The sequence below is a fragment of the Acinetobacter sp. NEB 394 genome (assembly GCF_013374795.1).
GTDB classification, from domain to species: domain Bacteria; phylum Pseudomonadota; class Gammaproteobacteria; order Pseudomonadales; family Moraxellaceae; genus Acinetobacter; species Acinetobacter johnsonii.
Genome location: NZ_CP055277.1, coordinates 2,210,332 through 2,233,697, shown reverse-complemented (window position 1 = coordinate 2,233,697; position 23,366 = coordinate 2,210,332). Strand labels below are relative to the sequence as shown.

General features: G+C 40.8%; 23 protein-coding genes. 15 read left to right on the top strand and 8 right to left on the bottom strand.

Annotation, left to right across the window (positions count from 1 at the left end; genetic code table 11):
* Positions 1-52 precede the first annotated feature (52 nt).
* Entirely contained in the window at positions 53-1,402 is a 1,350-nt protein-coding gene (locus tag HUK62_RS10710; protein ID WP_176537839.1) for a TrkH family potassium uptake protein, read from the bottom strand.
* The gene (locus HUK62_RS10705; RefSeq protein WP_058869788.1) at positions 1,399-2,052 is read right to left on the bottom strand and encodes a TrkA family potassium uptake protein; all 654 of its coding nucleotides are present in this window, start codon (positions 2,050-2,052) and stop codon (positions 1,399-1,401) included. The genes HUK62_RS10710 and HUK62_RS10705 overlap by 4 nt, the downstream gene beginning before the upstream one ends.
* A gap of 150 nt (positions 2,053-2,202) precedes the next feature.
* Between HUK62_RS10705 and HUK62_RS10700 the strand changes: the two genes are divergently transcribed.
* A complete protein-coding gene (locus HUK62_RS10700) occupies positions 2,203-2,697 on the top strand; it encodes a hypothetical protein (RefSeq protein ID WP_004981827.1) in 495 nt (164 codons plus the stop codon).
* A 40-nt stretch (positions 2,698-2,737) separates the two neighbouring features.
* Here HUK62_RS10700 and ilvA read toward each other — a convergent pair whose 3' ends face one another.
* Positions 2,738-4,276, bottom strand: a complete 1,539-nt coding sequence (gene ilvA / locus HUK62_RS10695; RefSeq protein ID WP_176537838.1) for a threonine ammonia-lyase, biosynthetic — start codon at positions 4,274-4,276, stop codon at positions 2,738-2,740.
* 107 nt (positions 4,277-4,383) lie between these two features.
* Here ilvA and rpiA point away from each other — a divergent pair, with 107 nt between their 5' ends.
* From rpiA to HUK62_RS10655, 8 genes are all read left to right on the top strand, one after another.
* The gene (gene rpiA, locus HUK62_RS10690) at positions 4,384-5,055 is read left to right on the top strand and encodes a ribose-5-phosphate isomerase RpiA (protein WP_004696685.1); all 672 of its coding nucleotides are present in this window, start codon (positions 4,384-4,386) and stop codon (positions 5,053-5,055) included.
* A 127-nt stretch (positions 5,056-5,182) separates the two neighbouring features.
* Positions 5,183-5,866: a SprT family zinc-dependent metalloprotease gene (locus tag HUK62_RS10685; protein WP_176537837.1), complete on the top strand. Its 684-nt coding sequence runs from the start codon at positions 5,183-5,185 to the stop codon at positions 5,864-5,866.
* Positions 5,867-6,125: 259 nt separating this feature from the next.
* Entirely contained in the window at positions 6,126-7,160 is a 1,035-nt protein-coding gene (locus HUK62_RS10680) for a GGDEF domain-containing protein (RefSeq protein ID WP_228723681.1), read from the top strand.
* Positions 7,161-7,267: 107 nt separating this feature from the next.
* Entirely contained in the window at positions 7,268-8,323 is a 1,056-nt protein-coding gene (gene argC, locus HUK62_RS10675) for an N-acetyl-gamma-glutamyl-phosphate reductase (protein WP_171304193.1), read from the top strand.
* Between the two features lie 79 nt (positions 8,324-8,402).
* On the top strand, positions 8,403-9,149 hold the full coding sequence (locus HUK62_RS10670) for a DUF6776 family protein (RefSeq protein WP_004696694.1): 747 nt from the start codon (positions 8,403-8,405) through the stop codon (positions 9,147-9,149).
* A gap of 17 nt (positions 9,150-9,166) precedes the next feature.
* Positions 9,167-9,583: an ATP-dependent Clp protease adapter ClpS gene (clpS, locus tag HUK62_RS10665; protein ID WP_176538480.1), complete on the top strand. Its 417-nt coding sequence runs from the start codon at positions 9,167-9,169 to the stop codon at positions 9,581-9,583.
* Between the two features lie 9 nt (positions 9,584-9,592).
* Positions 9,593-11,869, top strand: a complete 2,277-nt coding sequence (gene clpA, locus HUK62_RS10660) for an ATP-dependent Clp protease ATP-binding subunit ClpA (protein WP_176537835.1) — start codon at positions 9,593-9,595, stop codon at positions 11,867-11,869.
* A gap of 88 nt (positions 11,870-11,957) precedes the next feature.
* The gene (locus tag HUK62_RS10655) at positions 11,958-12,311 is read left to right on the top strand and encodes a YnfA family protein (protein WP_176537834.1); all 354 of its coding nucleotides are present in this window, start codon (positions 11,958-11,960) and stop codon (positions 12,309-12,311) included.
* A 27-nt stretch (positions 12,312-12,338) separates the two neighbouring features.
* Here the strand turns inward: HUK62_RS10655 and HUK62_RS10650 are convergent, their stop codons facing one another.
* The 3 genes from HUK62_RS10650 to HUK62_RS10640 all read right to left on the bottom strand — a co-directional run bounded on the left by HUK62_RS10650 (position 12,339) and on the right by HUK62_RS10640 (position 14,594).
* A complete protein-coding gene (locus tag HUK62_RS10650; protein ID WP_176537833.1) occupies positions 12,339-12,812 on the bottom strand; it encodes a hypothetical protein in 474 nt (157 codons plus the stop codon).
* A gap of 90 nt (positions 12,813-12,902) precedes the next feature.
* Positions 12,903-13,823: an ornithine carbamoyltransferase gene (argF, locus tag HUK62_RS10645; protein WP_176537832.1), complete on the bottom strand. Its 921-nt coding sequence runs from the start codon at positions 13,821-13,823 to the stop codon at positions 12,903-12,905.
* A gap of 120 nt (positions 13,824-13,943) precedes the next feature.
* A complete protein-coding gene (locus tag HUK62_RS10640) occupies positions 13,944-14,594 on the bottom strand; it encodes a TetR/AcrR family transcriptional regulator (protein WP_004981800.1) in 651 nt (216 codons plus the stop codon).
* A 246-nt stretch (positions 14,595-14,840) separates the two neighbouring features.
* On the opposite strand from HUK62_RS10640, the gene prpB reads away from it, so the two are divergent.
* From prpB to HUK62_RS10615, 5 genes are all read left to right on the top strand, one after another.
* Positions 14,841-15,725 (top strand): methylisocitrate lyase, encoded by an 885-nt coding sequence (gene prpB / locus HUK62_RS10635; RefSeq protein WP_176537831.1) that lies wholly within the window; start codon positions 14,841-14,843, stop codon positions 15,723-15,725.
* A gap of 2 nt (positions 15,726-15,727) precedes the next feature.
* Positions 15,728-16,864: a 2-methylcitrate synthase gene (gene prpC, locus HUK62_RS10630; RefSeq protein ID WP_176537830.1), complete on the top strand. Its 1,137-nt coding sequence runs from the start codon at positions 15,728-15,730 to the stop codon at positions 16,862-16,864.
* A 190-nt stretch (positions 16,865-17,054) separates the two neighbouring features.
* On the top strand, positions 17,055-17,516 hold the full coding sequence (locus HUK62_RS10625; RefSeq protein WP_176537829.1) for a DUF2147 domain-containing protein: 462 nt from the start codon (positions 17,055-17,057) through the stop codon (positions 17,514-17,516).
* Positions 17,517-17,818: 302 nt separating this feature from the next.
* Entirely contained in the window at positions 17,819-18,682 is an 864-nt protein-coding gene (locus HUK62_RS10620) for an alpha/beta hydrolase-fold protein (RefSeq protein WP_228723680.1), read from the top strand.
* A 12-nt stretch (positions 18,683-18,694) separates the two neighbouring features.
* The gene (locus tag HUK62_RS10615; protein ID WP_176537817.1) at positions 18,695-19,396 is read left to right on the top strand and encodes an IS1 family transposase; all 702 of its coding nucleotides are present in this window, start codon (positions 18,695-18,697) and stop codon (positions 19,394-19,396) included.
* 180 nt (positions 19,397-19,576) lie between these two features.
* On the opposite strand, the gene HUK62_RS10610 is transcribed toward HUK62_RS10615, so the two are convergent.
* Positions 19,577-21,214 (bottom strand): long-chain-fatty-acid--CoA ligase, encoded by a 1,638-nt coding sequence (locus HUK62_RS10610; protein WP_176537828.1) that lies wholly within the window; start codon positions 21,212-21,214, stop codon positions 19,577-19,579.
* 603 nt (positions 21,215-21,817) lie between these two features.
* On the opposite strand from HUK62_RS10610, the gene HUK62_RS10605 reads away from it, so the two are divergent.
* Positions 21,818-22,054 carry a hypothetical protein gene (locus HUK62_RS10605; protein ID WP_176537827.1) on the top strand — a complete coding sequence of 79 codons (237 nt, stop codon included), beginning with the start codon at positions 21,818-21,820 and terminating at the stop codon, positions 22,052-22,054.
* 50 nt (positions 22,055-22,104) lie between these two features.
* Here the strand turns inward: HUK62_RS10605 and HUK62_RS10600 are convergent.
* A protein-coding gene (locus HUK62_RS10600) for an IS3 family transposase (RefSeq protein ID WP_176537826.1) occupies positions 22,105-23,342 on the bottom strand; the annotation gives its coding sequence in 2 pieces (ribosomal slippage) (positions 22,105-23,006 and positions 23,006-23,342; 1,239 coding nt in all).
* Positions 23,343-23,366: the final 24 nt, after the last annotated feature.

The following is a 23,366-nucleotide window of genomic DNA, read 5'->3' as shown; positions in this document are numbered from 1 at the left end:
TAAAAAAACCACGTTTGATACGTGGTTTTTTTATGTTTAAGTGTTAGGTGTTTTAACCAATTTGAATATCGGCAGCTGGGTGTTTTAGGCGGCTCTTTTTCGGCGTCGCTATCAGGTAGGCCAGCGTTAAAGGACCTAAACGACCTGCAAACATCAAGAGCATCAAGATAAATAAACTTGCAGGTTGAAGTTCACCCGTGATGCCGCGTGACAAACCGACAGTACAAGCAGCGGAAATGGCTTCAAATAACAAATCCATAAACTGATGATTAGGTTCGATTAAAGATAAACTAAAGATGCCTAAGAAAATAAGTGCTGCGGTAATAGAGACGACAGCCATTGCCTTAAAAGAGGTTTTTTGAGAAACAGAGTGATTGAACACACGAATTTCATCTTCACGTCTAAGGAAGCTAATCACGCTGAGTAAAACAATAATAAAAGTACCTACTTTAATCCCGCCTGCGGTACTCATCGAGCCGCCTCCAATGAACATCAGTAACATGGTCACGAGGGTCGAGGCATCTTTCATTTGTGCCAAATCAAGACTGTTAAAGCCCGATGAACGAGGTACGGTGGCATGGAACCATGCATTTAAAGCTTGGTCACCTAAGCTCATTGGCGCTAAGGTGAGGGGATTATTCGATTCAATCGCCCATAAAAGAACAAAAGCGATGAGGTTCAAGCCTGCAATGGTGGATAAAATCAGTTTGCTATTGGTACTTAAGCCTTTCCAACGTTTGCTGCGTTTAATATCCATTAACACTACAAAACCTGTCCCACCAATGATGTATAGCATACTGATGGTAAAGGTAATGAGATACTGACCCGAGAAGCTCATTAGACTGTTGGGAAACAGTGAAAAGCCGCCATTGTTAAATGCGGATACACTATAAAAAGCCGCATAGAACAAAGCTTGATTGAAGTTGTAATCCTCTAACCATGCAATGGTCAAAATAACCGTGCCGATCGCTTCAAAAAATAAGGAATACAGCAGTACCCCTTTAATGGTGAAGGATACTTTGGATAAGCTGGTTTGACCAATGGTCTCTTGCGCCATGATTTGTTGCTTTAAACCCAGTTTAGTCGACAGACTTAGTGCTGCTAAAATTGCGAAAGTCATAAAACCTAAGCCACCAATTTGAATCAGTAGCATGATGATGATTTTACCTGTTACGGTAAAAGTTTCACCGACATTCACCACAGACAGTCCCGTAATGGTGACTGCTGAGCTGGCGGTGAACAAAGAGTGAATCCAACTGAGTTCACCGTGGTGCGAAATGGGTAACTTTAATAATAGAGTCCCAATAATAATAAAGCTCAAAAAACCCAAAGCCAGCAGGCTGGGCGGGCTTAAATTAATGGTGCTGTTTTTTGGGGTTTGCCAGTCTTTGACTTTTTTCATGATTTGAACCGTGCTGAAAGACGACGTAATGTTTCAACTAAACCTTCAACAACAAGAATATCACCCACTTGTAAAATTAAATTGGGGTCAATGCTGTACAAAACGTCTTTGCCGCGTTTATGGAGTAATGTTTTCACATCAGGTGCTTGATCCATCAATTGGCGGAAGCGAGTCCCTTGTAGTTTTTCATCAATTTCAATTTTGACAATATAGTGGTTATCTTCAAGCGCCATATAGCGACTGACCATGGGATAGCATAAAGACTGCGCAATCCGCACGCCCATGTCTTCTTCAGGGTGAATAATTTTACTAATCCCTAAATGGCTTAAAATCATATGGTGCGACTTTGATTTGGCTTTGACCCAAATTTTTTCAACCCCAATATTTTTGAGGTGCAGCACACACAAAATACTGGCTTCAATATTTTCACCAATTGCGACCACCACGGCATCGCAGTTTTTAATATTGAGTTCATCGAGAACATGTTCATCTGTTGCGTCGGCGATGACAGCATGGGTCACCTGCTCAGAAATATTTTCAACATATTTTTTTTCACTATCGATACCAATGACATCATGTCCCAGTTCAATGAGTTGAGTTGCAACTGTGGCTCCAAAGCTTCCTAAACCAATCACTGCAAATTGTGCCATGTCATCTTTCCTTTAAATTTTTTTATACGTCGATTGTTAACGAATGTTGTGCCAAATTTCACAAGATGTCATCTTTATACAGACACGCTTTTTTCGATCAACCGCGCTTTGCCTTATACCAATATATCACTCATCCAAAGGAGTATATAAATGCGGAAGACACTGTATGAATCCCTGAGGATCGCGTTTCCAGAATTGAATGATACCGCAATTCCAGAAGAACAAGATGAGTTCGAGCACTTTGTACGTTGGTTGAATAGCTATTATTCAAACATTCAAAAAATAGAACTCGATGATTTTCGACAAAATGGTATTGATGAATGCCATCGACTTCAACAATTAGGTATTGATTTAGACGAGCTGAAAAACCAAATTAATGATGATATGGCGTCTTTTTATCAAATGTATGACAGTGAGGAAGAAGAAACCTCAGACATGCATGGTTATGACTTTGAGTTTAGTTTTGATGTTATTTTTAATCACATTAAAATTTTTATTGAGCCTTATGAACTCAGTTTATTGGTTATTGAGCGGGAAAACCCTTATTGGCTATTGGTACCGCATAATGATGAGCTGATCGATAGAATTATTGTTACGTATAACCACACGTTTGGTGATGAAGAGCCGATGCAGCTCATAGAATAAAACCGCCTCGAAGGGCGGTTTTATGTATGTATTGAATCTTTTATTTTAAGAAACGTTGATAACCTAGGTTATTGGTAATTTCTTCATATGGATACGAAATACTTTCTAAAGTTTCAATCAAACCATCTGGGTTTTGTTTCGCATCACTTGCTTCTAAACCAACGAGGACACGACCTTCAGCCGCGCCGTGGTTACGGTAGTGGAACAGGGTAATGTTATGGGTAGGGCCAAGGCGCTCGAGGAACATTAACAGTGCACCTGGACGTTCAGGGAACTCAACACGGAACAGACGCTCATTTTCAAGGTCTGCATGACCACCAATCAGGTAGCGAATATGCAGTTTTGCCACTTCATCATCAGATAAGTCATCGACATCGAACTGAGTTTTGAGTGCTTCAAAAATATCGTGACGCTCTTTTTCACCGCCTTTTAAGCTAATCCCGACAAAGACTTGCGCTGCACTGGCATCGCTCGCACGATAGTTAAACTCGGTGATATTACGGCCTTGTAGCGCTCGGCAGAAATTCAGGAATGAACCTTTTTTCTCTGGAATGGTCACAGCAAAAATAGCTTCTTTACGTTCACCTAATTCAGTACGTTCTGCAATATAACGTAAACGGTCAAAGTTCATGTTTGCACCACATACAATTGAGACGATGTTTTGCCCAATCAGCTCGTGTTTTTCAATATAATTTTTAATCCCTGCCAAGGCCATTGCACCTGATGGTTCAACGATGCTACGACATTCATCATAGGTGTCTTTAATGGCGGCACAAATTTCATCGGTATTGACTAAAACCACTTCACGCTCAACGATCGGGCCTGAGTTATCCGACTTCTGTAGTTGAATCACTTCAAATGGTTTTTCACCAATTTGTGCTACAGCTGTGCCATCAGCAAATAGACCAACTTGAGGCAGTACTACGCGTTCGCCTGCTTCAAATGCGGCTTTTAAACAAGCAGATTCGTCATATTCAACAGGAATGACTTTGACATGTGGTGCAACATCGCCTAAGTAGGCTGCTACACCAGCAATTAAACCGCCGCCGCCAACAGCGACGAAAACGTAGTCGACATCGCGCCATTGGCGCAAAATTTCATTGCCAATCGTGCCTTGACCTGCCATGACCAGTTCATCGTCATAGGGTGGAATAAAGCTCATACCATCTTCTGCAGCACGTTGAATTGCGTATTTGTTTGCAACATCAAAAGAGTCACCGTGGAGAACCACTTCACCGCCTAAGCGTTTGACTGCCTGAACTTTAATATCTGGGGTGGTTTTTGGCATCACAATAATGGCACGAATCCCTAGTTTTTTACCTGACAGTGCTACGCCTTGGGCATGGTTGCCAGCAGATGCAGTAATCACGCCACGTTCAAGTTGAGCTCTAGGAAGTTGGCTAATGCGGTTATAGGCACCGCGTAGCTTAAATGAAAAGACTGGTTGTAAGTCTTCACGTTTAAAACGAATGTTGTTATTGAGTTTCTCACTAATTCGAGGTGCCGCTTCGAGTGGAGTTTCGATTGCAACATCGTAGACTGTTGCTTGTAATATTTGTCGAACCAAACGAGACAGCATGTTAATTTCCCATTTAACAGTTTAAAATAGAGGATCATTGTAACAAACCCCTGTACATTTGGGCTGTAAAATCAGCAACAAATGTCAAAAAATAGTTGAGCCAAATTATGAGTCTGTATGCTACCCAAGATGAAAAAAAGCAAGCTGCTGCAAAAGCTGCCTTAAAGCACTTACCTAAAGGTGGCATTTTAGGGGTGGGTACAGGCAGCACCGTAAATTTCTTAATTGAACTTTTACCAGAGCTTCAGCTTGAAGCAGCTGTGGCAAGTTCAGAAGCAACGGCTGAGCGTTTAAAGAAATTAGGCATTGAAGTGGTTGATATGAACTCTGTCGGCGGTTTAGATGCCTATGTCGATGGTGCAGACGAAATTGACCGTCATATGCATATGATCAAAGGCGGTGGCGCCGCACTTACTCGCGAGAAAATTGTGGCTTCAATTGCGAGAAAATTTGTTTGTATCGTTGATGATTCTAAGTGGGTTGATCAATTGGGGCGTGACTTCCCACTTCCGATTGAAGTGATTCCAATGGCTCGTTCAGCTGTGGCACGTAAAATTGTAGCGCTCGGTGGTGATCCTGCTTACCGTGAAGGCGTGGTGACGGATAACGGTAACGTGATTTTAGACGTCTATAACCTGAACATCTTAAATGCGCTTGAGCTTGAAAAAACCATTAACGACATTCCAGGTGTGGTGTGTAATGGTATTTTTGCAATCAATAAAGCAGATGTGGCAGTTGTTGCAACAGACAGTGGTATTGAAGAGCGTACCGCTGTTTAATTTTAAATCTTCCCTGAGCTCTTCTTTGAAAAAGAGGGGCTAAAAGCAAAAACATTTTTATCTTATGTTTTTCTCCCTCCTTTCAAAAGGAGGGTCGGGAGGATGATTCAATAAAAGAATAATATTAATGACCTTAGCAGACCTACCTGAAATTCAAATCACCCATCATGCACGTGCGACTCGGTTACGACTTCGTGTTGAACCGACTCAAATTCGTTTAACCGTGCCTAAATTTTGTAGTAAACGGCAAATTCAGGATTTTTTAAATCAATCTGAACAGTGGATGGTTGAAACGTGGCAGAAGCAGCAAGCCAATCTGGTACAGATAGATCAAACCCTTCCCATAGATTTATGGTTGTTTAATCGCCAAAATGCTTTAACGGTGAGCTATAAAACACAAAAAAATGCGTATATTTTGGATGAGGATAATCACCAGCTTTGGATCAGTGACCGTCAGCCCGAAAGTTATTTAAAATCTTTTGTAATTGCATATGCCAAACAGCACTTGCCTGTTTATTTGCAACAGATTAGTCATGAAACTGGTTTAAAATTTGCACAATGCTCAATTCGTCAGCCCAAGACCCGCTGGGGGAGTTGTAGTGCCAAACATGACATCATGCTTAACAGTGCTTTAGTGTTGTTTCCTGAAGTCATTACCCGTTATGTCTGTGTGCATGAACTCGCACATACGCAACATTTTGATCATAGTGCACGTTTCTGGGCGGAAGTTGCTAAATATGATGCCGCTTTTCAGCAGCATCAAAGAACCTTAAAAACAACCGCATTGCCGTATTGGTGGGCAAGCGCTTAAAGTTAATTTTACGTACAAAATTGAAAAATAATTTCTTCTGATTGATTGAGCGTTAGTCAAAAAATGCTCTAAACTTCATGATCTAAGGTAAACATTCCTCAATTTCAGTCCAAAGACCTCAAATGTAAATTTTACAGATATCCACTATTTTATATTAATCGTTCCAGCTTGCCTGATTTTAATGGGAAGCTTGCTTTTAATATGTCATTTTGCTTTTAGAGCTCCCTCATATTTATTGTGGCTCGGGCTTGGATATATTGTGCCTTCGTTTTCTGTGGCGGCACAAAGTTTTATGTCGAATAAGCAGTTGGCTTTGTCGGCACCCATTTTAGGTAGTATGTATTTGTTTGGCGCATGGGCCAGCGCCTACGCCATGGGCTTAAGAAAGAATGCCAATGCACGTCCATATTGGTGTTTGGCCTTGATCATCATGGCTTTATTTTCACTCAGTTATTATTCCTATGTAGATGATCAACTGTGGATCAGGATGCTGATTCTGAACATTTCAATTGCATTGGTTGAGTCTTTGGTTTTGTTTTCAATGTTTAAACATTATCAAGGGATTGATTTGCTCAATAAAATAGTCGACTTTTCCTACTTGTTTATTGTGCTGTATACCTTTGTTCGCGGAATCATTATTTTTCTTTTTTTAAGAAATATCGAAGCAGACATGCTGGCAAATTCAGTTTGGTGGCTGATGATGCTTGCTGCGAGCATTATCTTAAGTATGTGGTTTGCAATAGTGCTGCTCGGAACCTTGGTACGCGATATTATCCATCAACTCAACGATGAGCGGCTAAGAGATCCGCTAACGCATTTATTCAATCGACGTGGCTTTAACGAAGCCGCTAAACGAAAGTTGCATCAGCTCTCTAAACAGTCTTATTTCTTGCTTATGTGTGATATTGACCATTTTAAGAAAATTAATGACACCTATGGGCATTTGGTGGGTGATCAAATTTTACAACAAGTCGGTCAAATTATTGGGCAAAACGTCCGTGATCATGACTTGGTAGGGCGTTTTGGCGGGGAAGAGTTCATTGTCTTATTGCAAATTGATGACCCCACGCTGGCTTATAACATTGCCAATCGTATTCGTTTAGGTATTGCCGATGCACGATTATCCTCAAAAAGTATTGCCGTGACAGCAAGTTTTGGACTGGCTGCAGTACATCAACCCAACTTAAAATATGCCATACATACTGCCGATCAATTGTTATATCAGGCGAAACATTCGGGACGAAATCAGATTGGTTTTGAGCCTGCACAGAGTATATTGGATGTGTCTCATTAGGTGTCGATAGCACTAAAAATGCATAAATTCCAAGTAAAACAGTTTAGAAAGCAGAAACTTCCTGTCATACTAGGCAGTTACGAAATGGACAGTTTAAGTTTGAGGTAATACACGTGATTTCAGTTGGTATTGTCGGCGGTACAGGTTATACAGGCGTTGAATTGTTGCGTCTTTTACTACGACACCCAAATGTGCAAGTAAGCGTATTAACATCGCGTACAGAAGACGGTCGCCGTGTAGATGATATGTTCCCAAGCCTACGTGGACATACCGAACTTAAATATTCAGATTTGAATATTGATGAACTGAAAAAATGTGATGTGGTGTTCTTTGCGACACCGCATGGCGTTGCCATGAAGCATGCCGAAGAGTTGGTGGCTGCAAATACTAAAGTGATTGACCTTGCCGCAGACTTCCGTTTACAAGATTTAGAACAGTTTGAAAAATGGTATGGTATGCAACATGCGTGCCCTGAACTACTGAAAGACTCGGTTTATGGTTTGTCAGAATTAAACCGTGAGCAGATTAAACAAGCCAATGTCATTGGTAACCCTGGTTGTTATCCAACAACAGTACAACTGGGTTTAGCGCCGTTATTTAAGCAAAACGACACATTAGTTAAACCTGAAAGCATTATTATTGATGCAAAATCGGGTGTGTCTGGTGCAGGTCGTAAAGCCAGCCTTGGTATGATCTATTCTGAAAATGCTGATAATTTCAAAGCTTATGGCGTTGCAGGTCACCGTCATCATCCTGAAATTGTGGAAGCATTGGAAAATATTTCAGGCTTAAAAGAGGTGTTTAACCACATTTTGTTTGTTCCGCATTTGGTGCCCATGATTCGTGGCATGCTGAGCACGATTTATGTGGACTTAACCGATGCGGGTGAAGCTGCTGATGTGCAAAGTTTATATGAACAGTTTTATGCCAATGAAGCTTTTGTCGATGTGATGCCTGCTGGAAGCTCACCAGAGACACGTTCTGTGCGGGGTGCAAATCAACTTCGTATTGCGTTGTATAAACCGCAACCGAAAAAGTTGGTGGTCATTTCAGTACAAGACAATTTGGTTAAAGGGGCAGCAGGTCAGGCCGTTCAAAATATGAACTTAATGTTTGGATTTGCTGAAACTGCAGGCCTAGACGGAATTGGTTTATTACCATAAAAAACGTTTTAGAACTTCACACACATTTAGATTTCGATTTAAATGTGTGTTTTGAATTGAATCAAAATAAGAGATGACGATGCCGAACACTGACACAAATATGACGTCACAACAGCCTGAACCTGCAAAGCCGTTTTTACAGACCAATAAGCCCTTGGCAATTGGTGCTGCAATATTGATGGTTGCAAGTGGGGTATTGGGCTATACCGTCGGACATCGTCAAGGTTTAACGGTAGTAGGTTTTGATGCAGATGCTGAGCAACTGGTGGAAGTGGTACAAAAGCAAAAGACCAGTTTGGATGCTTTAAATAAAAATTATAATGCTGCTGTTCAGGAGCGTGACGTTGCTGTAACCAATTCAAATGAGCTGTATTTGTCATTGCAAAAAGCGCTGGATCAACAAGCGCAATCTGAAACCACTGCTGTGATTTACCGTGAGGTTTTGCGTCAACGCGGTGGTATTCCACTGGCTGTGCAGCATATTGCGATTAAACCTTTGCCTGAAAATGCATTTGAATATCAACTTGACTTGGTTCAAGTCAGTCCATCTAAACGTGCAGCTTCAGGTACAGTTGAACTCCGACTCATTCGTGGTACAGAGGTTTTAGTTGTGCCTCTTGAAGACAAAAATTTTAACTTTGAAAACTATGAGCGTTTAACAGGTCGTTGGACAATGCCTAAAGGCTTTACGCCACAGTTTATCGAAGTCCGTTTAACAGGTAGCACACCAGTGACACGACGCTTTAGTTGGTCACGTGGTGAAGCCGTAGAAAGTCAATCAGCATTTGTCTCTGAAATTCCTCAGGCTGAGGCGAATGCACAATAATTGTGAATTGTAAGTTTATGGGTATTTCTAAGCGTTCAACGTGTTTAATTGAAATCAAGCAGTCTTTTCATGAATCTGGCTATGTCGACTGGCATATCAGCCCGCGCTTGAGCAATGATGAACCGCATGAAGAAGAAAATGGGGATGTCGCTGTCCAAACCGCACCACCTGAACTTAAGCGTCCTCCACTCTATGCTGTCGTTTTAATGAACGATGACTATACCCCAATGGACTTTGTTATTGAAATTTTACAACAATACTTTGCTTTGAATCTTGACCAAGCCACTCAAGTAATGCTAACTGTACATTATGAAGGAAAAGGTGTTGCAGGCGTTTACCCGAGAGACATCGCGGAAACAAAAGCAAACCAAGTCAATAATTACGCTCGGTCTCAAGGTCATCCTTTACTTTGTCAGATTGAGCCGAAAGATTAAGGGGGTTCCATGCTCAGTCGTCAATTAGAAGTATCCTTACGTTTGGCTGTTAGTATGGCTCGACAAAAGAGACATGAATTCCTAACCGTTGAACATTTATTATTGGCTTTACTCGATAATGATTCGGCCGTAAATGCATTGAAAGCCTGTGGTGCAGATATTATTGTGCTTCGCAAAGAGCTTGAAGAATATGTAGAGCAGCACACCCCTAAGCTGGGCGAAAACAGTGACCAAGCTCCGCATCCAACCGAAAGTTTTGACCGTATCTTACAACGTGCAATTTTCCATGTGCAATCAAGTGGTGGTGATCGTACAGTTGAAGGTGCAGACATTTTAGTGGCGATGTACTCTGAGCGTGACTCTTTTGCAGTCTACCTCTTGAAACGCCATCAAATTAACCGTTTAACACTGACACAATACTTGGCCCACGGCACACGTAAAGACGAAGTGCAAGTGGAAGAAGAAATTGAAGATCTTGATGGTGAATCTGCTAGTTCAAGCAACGCAGGCCCTTTAGAGCTGTATACAACCAACTTAAATGTTGAGGCACAAAAGGGTAAAACAGATCCTTTAATTGGTCGTGAAAAAGAAATTGAGCGCGCAGCACAAATTCTATGCCGTCGCCGTAAAAATAACCCGTTATTGGTCGGTGATCCTGGCGTCGGTAAAACATCGATTGCTGAAGGTTTAGCTTGGCTCATTGTTAATGGTAAAGCACCGAAACCATTGGCAAATGCTGAAGTGTATAGTTTGGACATTGGGGCTTTGGTGGCAGGAACCAAATATCGTGGTGACTTTGAAAAACGTTTAAAACAGCTTTTGAACGCGTTGAAAAAGAAACCAGAAGCAGTTTTGTTTATTGACGAAATCCACATGATTATTGGTGCTGGCTCAAGTATGGGCAGCACAATGGATGCGTCAAACTTGATTAAACCTGCGTTGGCAAATGGCACTCTACGCTGTATTGGCTCGACTACATTCCAAGAATATCGTCAGGTATTTGAAAAAGATCATGCGCTGTCACGCCGTTTCCAAAAAATTGATGTCAATGAACCTTCAATTTCAGAAACGGTTGATATTTTACGTGGTTTAAAATCGAAATTTGAAGAATTTCACCATGTAAAATATGACGATAAAGCCTTGGTATCTGCGGTAGAGCTATCGGCTAAATTTATCAATGACCGTTTCTTGCCAGACAAAGCCATTGATGTGATTGATGAAGCGGGCGCACAGCGCCGTTTAAGAGCCGAGCAGGATGACACCTTAATCACAGTTGAAAACATTGAAGATATAGTGTCGAAAATTGCACGTATTCCACCAAAAACCGTATCTAAAGATGATAAGACCGTGCTTGAAAATCTTGAACGTGATTTAAAACGTGTGGTCTTTGGTCAAGATGAAGCCATTGAAGCTTTAGGCTCAGCAATTAAACTGTCGCGTGCAGGTTTAAAATCGCCAGATAAACCTGTGGGTAGTTTCGTTTTTGCAGGCCCAACTGGGGTAGGTAAAACAGAAGTCACCAAGCAGCTTGCGAAATTACTGGGTGTTGAGCTGGTTCGCTTCGATATGTCGGAGTACATGGAGCGCCATGCGGTTTCACGTTTGATCGGTGCGCCTCCAGGTTATGTGGGCTTTGACCAAGGTGGTCTGTTGACTGATGCGATTCATAAAAATCCGCACTGTGTATTATTGCTAGATGAGATTGAAAAAGCGCATCCAGACGTGTTCAACTTATTGCTACAAATCATGGATCATGGTTCATTGACCGATAACAATGGTCGTAAATCAGACTTCCGTAATGTGGTGTTGGTCTTGACCACAAATATTGGTGCGGAAAGTATTTCTCGCGTGAGTATTGGCTTCATGGACCAAGACAACAGTAATGATAACCAAGATGCGATGAAAAAAGCGTTTTCTCCAGAGTTCCGTAACCGTTTAGACAGCGTGATTCAGTTTAAAGCTTTACCAACGACAGTAATTGAAAATGTAGTGGATAAGTTCTTAACTGAACTACAAGCGCAACTGGATGAGAAAAAAGTCATTCTAGAAGTGGATCAAAGTGCGCGTGAGTGGATGGCTGAAAATGGCTATGACCGTTTAATGGGCGCTCGCCCAATGCAACGACTCATTCAAGAGCATTTGAAAAAACCACTGGCTGAAATGATTCTATTTGGTGAGCTTGCAGAACATGGTGGCAATGTTGCGGTCTCTGTGAAGAACGAAAATGGTAAAGCGGTGGGTCTAAAACTTGAAGTTTTTGAAGACCAAACGGCTGAACCTGCTTAAATATTGCTACATAATTTAAAACCCGTGTTCACACGGGTTTTTTATTGAAGAAAGTATTTAACAGTTAGAACTAATAAAAGTAGGTTGCATGGATTTTCAATTGACGAAAGTTTTAAGTACATTTGTACTGTTTTTGGTAACCGCTGTGATGGAAATATTAGGCTGTTATTTCCCTTATTTGATTTTAAATCAGGGAAGAAGTCATTGGTTGTGGTTTCCTACAGCTTTAGCACTAGGTGCTTTTGTGTGGTTGTTGACTTTACATCCGGCTGCGTCAGGACGTATTTATGCCGCTTATGGCGGAATTTATATTTTTACCGCATTGCTATGGTTGCGTTATGTCGATCAAGTATATTTGACACGTTGGGACATAATGGGTGGGGCAGTGGTCTTGATTGGTGCGGCCATGATTATCTTACAACCGCAAGGATTTGTTCGCTAAAGTAGAGAACCAATCGCTAGAAAGGTACTATTTGATACCACAATCTTTTTGCTTTAATTCTAAATCGTAGCTATTTTTCTCAGAGCTGAGCTGTAATTTTACAATGTAGGGGTTATGGCGTTGATATTGATGCTCGAAGAAAATATTGCAGTTTTGCACAACATTCTTTTTAATCACTTTTTGAACTTCTTTCGTACCTAAATCCTGTTCAAACTGCGCAAAATCAGGGGTAATGATCAAGCCTTTAAGCTCGGTACGGTCTGCATATAGATTAAATTGTTCAATGATAGTGTTGTTATCAATTTCAATTGGGAGGGTTCGAGAGTCTTCTGCAGTTAATACCGTTAAGATCTCGTTCAACGTTTCTGGTTGTTTAATTTTAAAATTCTGATCAATGATTTGTTTGGACTGTAAGTAGTCATCAAATTCTGAGGCTTGGACCTGAAAAAAAGTAGAGCTTAGGATTGTAGCAAGGCACAGGCCTGTTTTTTTGAAATGCATGGAAAGTGTCGCTTATAAAAATTATGTTCTGATTATAGCTTTGCCCGTATAAAAAAAGCACCCTTAGGTGCTTTTCGTTGGGAAAATTAATCAATCTTTCTTGGTATTTTCATTGATTAAAAACTCAATCAATGCTTTTTGTGCATGTAAGCGGTTTTCAGCTTCATCCCAAACCACGGCATTTTTATGGTCGAGCATCTTTTCAGAAATTTCTTCGCCGCGATGTGCTGGTAAACAATGCATAAATAAACAATCAGGATGAGCAAGATCCATAAGACGTTCATTTACTTGATAGTCTGCAAACGCAGCTTCACGAATTTTTTGCTCTTCTTCTTGGCCCATGCTTGCCCATACATCGGTCACGATAAGGTCTGCATTTACGGCAGCATCTTCAGCTGAGTTAACTAGTTCAGCACAATGCGCAAATTCACTTAAAAATTCTGCTTTGGGTTCATAACCTTTAGGCGCAGCAATTTTTAACTTAAAGCCCCACATATGTGCAGCTTCAATATATGAATTACACATATTGTTGCCATCACCAATCCACGCGACCGTTTTGCCTGCAATGGGTCCACGGTGTTCAACAAAAGTTTGAACATCTGCAAGTAGTTGGCAAGGGTGGTGATCATCAGTCAAGGCATTAATCACAGGAACTTTTGAATAAGAGGCAAAACGTTCAACAATGTCATGTCCAAAAGTACGGATCATCACAATATCCAACATGCTTGAAATCACGCGTGCTGAATCTTCAATCGGTTCACCACGACCCAATTGGGTGTCTCGTGGAGAGAGGAAAATTGCACTGCCACCAAACTGGCTCATGCCTGCTTCGAACGATACACGGGTACGGGTGCTCGATTTTTCAAAAATCATACCCATGACTTTACCAACAAACGGTTGGAATACTTCGCTGTTGTGCTGTTTACGCTTTAGTTCGATACCGCGTTGCACAACTTGGTTCAGTTCTAAAGTAGATAAATCGCGTAAGGTAAGAAAGTGACGTAGAGCCATTGTTACTCCACAATAATTGCTGAAAACCGAAATAGGTACAGAACAACAATTAGTTGTTGGTTGGTGGAAAGAAAAAGAGAGTCGATTAATATACTATATGCAAAGGAAATTGCAAAAAAACTAGACTTTTTGATGACCTGCTAAGAAACGATCTACACAATAATGAACATATTCTAGATTTTCTTTTTCATTTTCTTCAACATAGATGTTCATGAGTACTCGCCACTCTAATTCACGCACAATACCAAAAAAAAGCTGCGCAGAGTAATTTGGATGTTCACATCGAATAATGCCTATTTCATCTGCTTTGCTTAAAACACAAGCCACGGCATCTTCAATATGTTTAGGCCCTTGTTTGTGAATATGAAAGGCTAACTGTGGATTACGTTGTACTTGTTCCATAATGAGTCTTAAAAAAGAAGCATTTTCTGGAAGCACAAGATGCGTTTGAATATTTAAAATGGTTTGTATTAAATAAACGCGCAAATTGTCCTTAGTAAAATCAAAAGGCATACAAATATCTTTAAAAAACAGCTCACGACGGTAGTCACAAATGGCTGTAAAAAGACCGTCTTTATTTCCAAAATATTTGTAAATCGATGCTTTTGAACCACCCGCATGATTGACAATATCATCAAGTGAAACTGCATCGTAGCCATGTTGCAAAAACAACTCGTTTGCACTTAATAAAAATGCAAGACAGCGTTCATGACCTCGTTTTGTGTGAGGTATGTCACGTGTAAGGGGTTCTAGTTGAACTGAGTCGTGCATATAACTAACAACAGCCTAATAAATGTGGATCTCTGGTTGCTATCATAGCAAAAATATGCATACATTGTTGTTTTGGGGCTTATCTGTTTACCACTAAACCCCAATGCATGGAAGAAAATTACACAATAAAAACGTGAACCATGGGACTAAAGTTTTAGAGTGATCATTCTAAAATGTCATAGCCAATTCAGTCATTATGGCTATACTCAAAACTCGAAAATTAAAGCAAATGCCGTGGAAAGGACGATGACAGAACAAAGATCTGCAGGCTTAAGATTTAGACAAGCACTGGAAGTGGAAAAACCATTACAAATTATCGGTACAGTCAATGCTTATGCAGCAATGATGGCGAAACAGGTGGGCTACAAGGCCATCTACCTTTCGGGTGCTGGTGTAGCCAACTACTCTTATGGATTGCCTGACTTAGGCATGACCAGTCTGGATAATGTTTTGGAAGATGTACGCCGCATTACCGAACGTGTAGACACTCCGTTACTGGTCGATATCGACACGGGTTGGGGTGGGGCATTTAACATTGCGCGTAGCGTTAAACAAATGATTGCCGCAGGTGCAGCCGCAGTGCACATCGAAGACCAAGTGGCGCAAAAACGCTGTGGCCACCGCCCCAACAAAGAAATCGTCACCCAACAAGAAATGGTCGACCGCGTCAAAGCAGCTGTTGATGCTAAAACCGATGCAAACTTTGTGGTGATGGCACGTACCGATGCCTTACAAAAAGAAGGCCTACAAGCGGTAATTGATCGTGCCTGTGCTTGTGTCGAAGCGGGTGCCGATGCGATCTTTGCCGAAGCAATGACTGACATTACCATGTACAAAACCGTCTGTGATGCAGTCGGTGTTCCAGTACTGGCCAACATTACCGAATTTGGCGATACCCCATACTACAGCAAAGAACAACTGGCAGAACAAGGCATCTCGATGGTGCTGTATCCACTGTCACCGACCCGTGCCATGCAAAAGGCAGCACTGGAAGTCATGCATGCCATTCGCAATGACGGTACCCAAGTCAACGTCCTCGACAAAATGCAACAGCGCAAAGAACTCTACGAATTTCTGGATTACCACACCTTTGAAAACACATTAGACAAGCTGTTTAAACAGGAGAATTAAAAATGGCTGAAGGAAAAGTCCTCACAGGCGCAGGATTGCGCGGACAAGTCGCAGGAAAGACAGCACTATCAACCGTAGGCAAAAGCGGAGCAGGTCTCACCTACCGTGGTTATGACGTCCAAGACTTAGCAGAAAACTGCCAATTCGAAGAAGTGGCTTACCTGATCTTCTTTGGTGAACTACCAACAGCAGTACAGCTCACCGCTTACAAAGCTAAACTCAAATCACTGCGTCAACTGCCACAAGCACTTAAAGAAGTCCTTGAGCGTATCCCAGCAGATTCACACCCAATGGATGTGATGCGCACAGGCGTATCAATGCTGGGCAACCTAGAAACAGAACAATCTTTTGCAGAACAGCAAGATGTTGCAGACCGCATTCTCGCAACTCTTCCAGCAATCATTTGCTACTGGTACCGTTTTAGCCATGATGGCGTACGTATTGAAGAAAATACCGATGACGACTCAATCGGTGCTCAATTCTTACACCTGCTGCGTGGTGAAAAGCCAAATGAACTGCATGAACAAGTGATGAACGTATCACTGATCCTTTATGCAGAGCATGAATTCAACGCATCGACTTTCACCGCACGTGTATGCGCATCCACCTTATCCGATATGCATTCATGCATTACCGGTGCAATTGGTTCACTGCGTGGTCCATTACACGGTGGAGCAAACGAAGCAGCGATGGAAATGATTGAAAACTGGACGTCACCTGAAGAAGCTGAGCGAGAAATGCTGGGTAAATTGGAACGTAAAGAAAAGATCATGGGCTTTGGTCATGCAATCTACAAAGACAACGACCCACGTAATGGCATCATCAAAATCTGGTCAGAGCGCTTAGCCAAAGATGTCGGTGACACGGTCCTGTACCCAGTATCAGTACGTTGTGAAGAAGTGATGTGGCGTGAGAAGAAACTGTTCTGTAACGCAGACTTCTTCCATGCATCGGCATACCACTTCATGGATATTGCGACTAAGTTATTCACACCAATCTTCGTGATGAGCCGTGTCACGGGTTGGGCAGCGCATGTGATGGAACAACGTGCGGACAACCGTATTATTCGCCCAAGTGCGGATTATACGGGGCCTGAACTGCGTAAAGTGGTGCCAATTGAAGAACGTTCAGCGACTTAATATAAAGCTCTGATACATTATTAAAAAAAGCCTCTTCGGAGGCTTTTTTTATATGCAATTTTTTTGTTGATTTTTCTCAGGGGTTAATTCATATAAATATTTAATTTTAATGAAATAATAGATAATTAAAAGAAAAGAATTGCTATAATCGCGACCGTTTATTTCTTCATTTTTTATTGTAATTTACTTTATGAAACATAAGTTTTTGTGTGCATCAGCACTGTTTTTGGGGTTGTCTCATTCTGCTTTCGCCATGCCATTTGACCCACTTATTGGAACATGGAAAGTGATTGATGATCGGACAGGGTATTATATTTCAGATATTGTGATTCGTAAGAATTCTAAAACATCGCAATATAGCGCAGTGGTGACCAAGTACTATCCTTTGGCTGGAGCGCCTGTGAGTGATGTATGTAGTAAGTGTCAGGGTGGGCTTAAGGATAAACCGATTTTTGGTATGCAAGTGCTGAATGGCTTAATGGGTGATGCAACAGGTCAAAAATTCGCAAAAGGCCAATGGCTGAATCCTCAAGATGGTCGTGTGTATAACATCAATACTGCGCAGTTAAATGCTGGTAAAAATCAGATGAAGGTACAAGCCACAGCAAAAGATGCGAAAGGTTTGAGCAACATGACATGGAAAAAGCTTTAAGTTTTTTGATTGTGTCGATAAAGCCATTGCACTTTCATAGTGCGGTGGCTTTTTTTAGGGATAAAAAAGCTGGAAGGGTATTTGCTAGACTTGTTGAATCCGTATAAAAAGGAAAAATCATCTTTCGGAGTGCTTGGTCAAAGAAAATGTAGTCTTTTAATCGATGAGATGTACGTCATGACAGAGAGATGATTAAGATTTACTTAATTGATAATGATAACTATTATTGTGTGTTAAGCTTCGGTATCTCATGGCTGTATATACGAAAAATGACTCATCTTTATAGAAAGATTTTTACTACTGTGCTTTCGCAAATTTTTGGCTCGTTGTTGATTTTGGGTGCCAGCTTAAGTATTTATGCAAAACCTGAAATGAAACCTTTACCTGCCAATATTGCTGAAATTGGCTCGGCGTATTACAGTTTTAAAGTCAAAAAATTTACAACTACAGATCAAAATAAAACTTATCGCGTTTGGTTAGGTATTCCAAAGACCGTACAGAAGACGCAGAACGCCTATGCATCGGTCTTTATGCTGGATGGGAACGCTGCGATGTCCCATCTGAAGGAAGAAATACTCAAGTCTTTGTATGAAAATGATGCCCCTGTATTGGTTGCCATTGGTTATAAAACCAATTTGCCATTTGCCACAGCTTTTCGTTCACTTGACTATACTCCAGCAGATTTATTAACGGGGAAACCCGCTCAAGACCCAAGAAATCCAGAGCGGATGAGCGGGGGAAGTGCTGATTTTAGAAATGTGATTTTGAAGGATATTGCCCCTTGGGTTGAGCGGAATGTAAAGCTGGATGCGCAAAAAAGAGCGTTATGGGGGCATTCCTATGGAGGGCTTTTTGTGCTTGATAGCTTGCTCGATGGTCGTTATTTCAGCCATTTCTTTGCTGCAAGTCCATCACTTTCTTGGGCAGATGAGCGCATGATGCAAAAAATTAGAACAGTAAAATTAGTCAAAGAGCCACAAAAACATGTATGGCTGATGGAAGGTGATCTTTTAACACATAGTGGAACACAGCAAAGTGCTAATTTTGATGCAAATGGCATCAATAAAAATAGAGAAATTTTGTCTATATTCGATCAGCAGGGCATAGAGTCTAAATTTTGGTGGTGTATCAAAAAGTATGCTAAAAAAAAGCAGGTTGAATTTTGATAAAATAGAGAAATGCAAATAACTCTAGAAATCAAATGTCCAACCTGCCTCAGTGACAGTATAAAGAAAAATGGCATCAAAGTAGATGGGAAACAAAACTACCAATGCAAAGACTGCAAACGTCAGTTTATTGGTGACCATGCTCTGAGCTATCTAGGATGTAATTCTGGCATTACTCGTAAAATATTACAGTTAATGGTCAGAGGCAGCGGTATACGAGATATCGCTGAAGTTGATCGCATTAGTATCGGTAAAGTCTTCCGGACTTTAACTGAATCGGCCTATCAAATTCAGCCTAAACAAAGTCATTATGAATCTCTCGAAGTAGATGAATTCTGGACTTTTGTTGGAAATAAAAATAATAAACAATGGCTTATTTACGCCTACCATCGAGAAACAGGTGAGATTGTTGCTTATGTTTGGGGTAAGAGAGATTTAGCTACAGTCCAAAGGTTGAAGACAAAGCTTAAACAATTAGGTATTCACTACACCCGAATTGCAAGTGATCATTGGGACAGTTTCATCACTGCTTTTAAAAACTGCAAGCAAAGTATTGGTAAGTTGTTTACTGTAGGAATTGAAGGTAATAATTGCAAAATAAGGCATCGAATAAGGCGTGGTTTTAGAAGAAGTTGCAATTTCTCCAAAAAGCTTGAAAACCATTTTAAAGCCTTCGACTTAACCTTCTTTTACATCAATAATGGCTTCATTTAATGTCAGCATACTTTTTAAAACACCACCTAAATTTTTAATCTATCCAAGTCTAAAGCATGGTGAGGTCTTTAAAGCGTCTTTATTGGATGTGCTTTCAAATAAATTGTATTGATGGTATTTACACTATCCGAACATAAATAAAAGCCTGACTATAAGATCAGGCTTTTATTTTACACAACCTTAAACAGGATTTTGTTCCAGTAGTACTTGGCCATATTGAGCACGGAGTTCACGTTTTAGCATTTTACCCGTACCGCTCAGTGGAATACTGTCGACAAAGATCACACGGTCAGGGATCTGCCATTTCGCAATTTTGTCCGTATAGTAGTCTAAGACACCTTGTTCAGTGACCGTGCTATCGGGTTTCTTCACAGCGATGACAATAGGACGCTCATCCCATTTTGGATGTTCAGCTGCAATAACGGCTGCCATAAGAATATCTGAATGTCCCATCGCAAGGTTTTCAAGTTCAACCGATGAAATCCATTCGCCACCAGACTTAATTAAATCTTTAGAGCGGTCACTGATGCATAAGAAGCCGTCTTCATCTAAGGTTGCAATATCACCTGTGTCAAACCAGCCATCGGTCGTGAGTGCAGATTCATCTTTACCAAAGTAACTGTCAATAATCCAGTGCCCTTTAATTTGTAGATTTCCAATCTGCTCACCATCGCGGGCAATTTCATGGTTGCCTTTTTCTTCATCGGTAAGACGTAAATCCACGCCAAAAGGCGGGCGGCCTTGAGAAAGACGTAGCTTGAAACGCTCTTGTTCAGAGAGCTGTTGATGTTTGGCTTTAAGTTGGTTGGCAGAACCGAGTGGACTGGTTTCGGTCATGCCCCATGCATGGATGGTGTCACAGTTATAGTCATTTTTAAAGGCCGCTAACATGGATGGTGGGCAGGCTGAACCACCGACAACGTTACGGTTCATACTTGCTAGCTGGCTGCCTGTTTGTTTGGCTGCTGCCAGTAAACCTTGCCAAATGGTTGGTACACCCAAAGCCACAGTGACTTTATATGTGTCAATCATATTCACTAAACTTGGCCCATCTAAGCCTGGCCCTGGTAATACAACCGTACAACCGACCATAGCTGCTGCATAAGGTGTACCCCAAGCATTAACATGGAACATGGGCACTACAGGCAACATAATGTCATTTGCAGACAGATTGAGAGAATCGGGTAGGCTGATAGCAAAACTATGCAATATGGTAGAGCGGTGGCTATATAGTACACCTTTTGGATTTCCAGTTGTGCCTGAGGTATAGCACAAAGAGCTTGCAGTTTGCTCATCAAAGCTTGGCCAAGTGAACTGTTCAGACTCTTTACTGACCAAGTCATCATAAAATTTCACATCGGCAATTTTTTCTGTAATAGCGTCATCTGCAGCATCTAAACAAATAAAGTGCTCTACATGGGGTAAATGGGCTTTTACTGCAGCAATAAGTGGCGCAAAGGTTTTATCAAATAACACCACGCGGTCTTGGGCATCATTGATAATAAAAATCAGTTGTTCTGGAAATAAACGTGGGTTGATAGTATGGCAAATATAACCACTGCCAGAGATCGCATACCAAGATTCTAGGTGACGATGGTTGTTCCATGCGATGGTCGCCACGCGGTCACTTTGCGAAAGCCCTAAATCTTTGAGTACATTGGCAAATCGCTTGGAATTGGCTGCGACATTGGCCCAGTTGGTTTCAGTGATACTGCCGTCTGTATTTTTAGAAATAATGGCTGTATCCGCATGGTAGCGTTCTGCGTGATCAATAAGATTGCTAATTAATAGCGGTTGAAACATCATACGTCCAAGCATGTATAAATATCCTTATCGTTGCTTTTTTATCAAACTCTTTATTGGTTGCTCGAAACATCTGTTTTGAGCATTGATTGTATTTTTATCCTAGCTTGATCCAAATTTAAATCAAGCATTGTTTCATTCTCAGCCGCATTTTTAAAAGCGATGTGAAGCAGAACAATAAGTAAATAAAAAGCATCATTTAAAAAAGTAAATGACCATTTATCACTTTATGATGTTATTCGACAAAAGGCACTTGAAATTTATAAAAAGTATGTTTAAAACTGTGTATAGCTCATGAGATATGAGTTGTGGGTATTTCAGGAAGATATACCTATTTTAAGAAGTGAATTTTTAAAAAATCATTTACAGGAGTTAAAAATGCTTCAGTTGTTTAAAAAATTATTTTGCATCCACGTTTATGAATATGAACAAATGACTGAAATAGGAGAGCATATGGAATGCCGAAAGTGCGGTGATTCTAAAACTGACTAATCATCTTAAGGAAAAGTGAGCGTAGGCTCACTTTTTAATGCCTGTATTTTTTTATGGCTTAGTTCGACTGAATTGACGCAGAACGGCTTACAATAGCTGAATAACAGTGTTTAGCGTATACAGATAATGACTAAAAATTTTCAAGCACAGACTTATATTGTCGATGATAATCTGACTGATACCTTAACCTGGCTGTGTCAGCATCAAGAGTGTTTTGATTCTTTTCACTATGACGCGATGTGCCAAACCTTAACCGTATGCCATGCCAATGGTGAAGATGAGATCTTCCAAGGCGATTATCTGAATGCCAGTTACGGCATTTTAATTACTGCGCATAATTTTGCTCAGTCGCCTGAAGGTTAAATAGATGTCTTGTCCTGAAATAGATTGACAGTATTCCACTTCAAACCGAGTTAAGCAATTAGCTCGGTTTTAGTTTGCTCATACATCTGATTCGGGGTGTTCATATTTAAACTTAAATGTGGTCTATAGTAATTATAAATCATGATAGATTCCGTAATTAAGTGATCTAACTCCTTCATGGTTTGACATCGTGTAGTTAAAAACTCCTGCTTTAATATTCCATTAATCCGCTCTGCTAATGCATTTTGATATGAGAAACACTGTTTCGCAAGTGCGCCATCTGTCATGGAAGGACATATCCCATAATGGCGCAATGCCGATTGATATAGCTCAGAGCAATACTGAGAGCCTCTGTCTGAATGATGAATCATCCTAGTCGCTCGATCCGTCACATGCTGCATCGCCATATGTAGAGCCTGCATAACATTCTCCGCACGCATATCATTCGATAACTTATAACCTTTAATCTGACGGGTATAAGCATCTGTCACCAATGATAAATAATGTACGCCTTCAGCACTCTCAACATAAGTAATATCACTAACAAAGACTTCGTTGGCTTGCACTGCTGAATAATCCTTTAATAAATTTGGATGCTTCTTCATCCAATGCTTGCTATCCGTAGTTTTTGTATAGCGACGCTTGGGGCGAATCAATAAATTATGCTCTTTCAATATTTTAAATAACTGATCCCGTCCACACTTTAAACCACGCTGCAACAATTTGCCTTTAATAAGCCAATACAACTTACGTGTTCCGATACTTGGCATGAGACAACGATATTCCATAACCAACTCAAGTATTTGTTCAGTTGCTTGTGCAGTCATTTGAGCACGTTTTTCTGCTTGATAATAAGCTTGTCGGGTGATTCCCAACCACTGACAATAACGTGAAACGCTTAGTCCTCTTTGGCTTTGCCAATCTTTGAAACGTGCTCGGTATACTTTTTTCCAAGATCAGTCCCACATTCTTTATCAATGTGATAAATCACATCCTGAATAAATTCAGTTTTAAGCTTTTCTGCGGCTAACTGCTTTTCTAATTGGCGGATTCGTTGTTGGGGTGTTAATTGGCGTTTAGAAGAAGGCGGCATATTCGAAGTCCAGTCCTGTTGTCCGTGCTTGCGTAACCATACCAGCACAGTTGATCTTCCTTGAATACCATATTTTGCCTGAGCTTGTTTATAAGTAATTTGCCCTTTTTCTACTTCATGTACAACCATCATTTTAAAGGCAAAGCTATAATCACCTTGTGTACGTTTAACTCTTTGTTCTCGTTCATGTTCCATAAAATAAGCCTCTTAAAGGTGTAA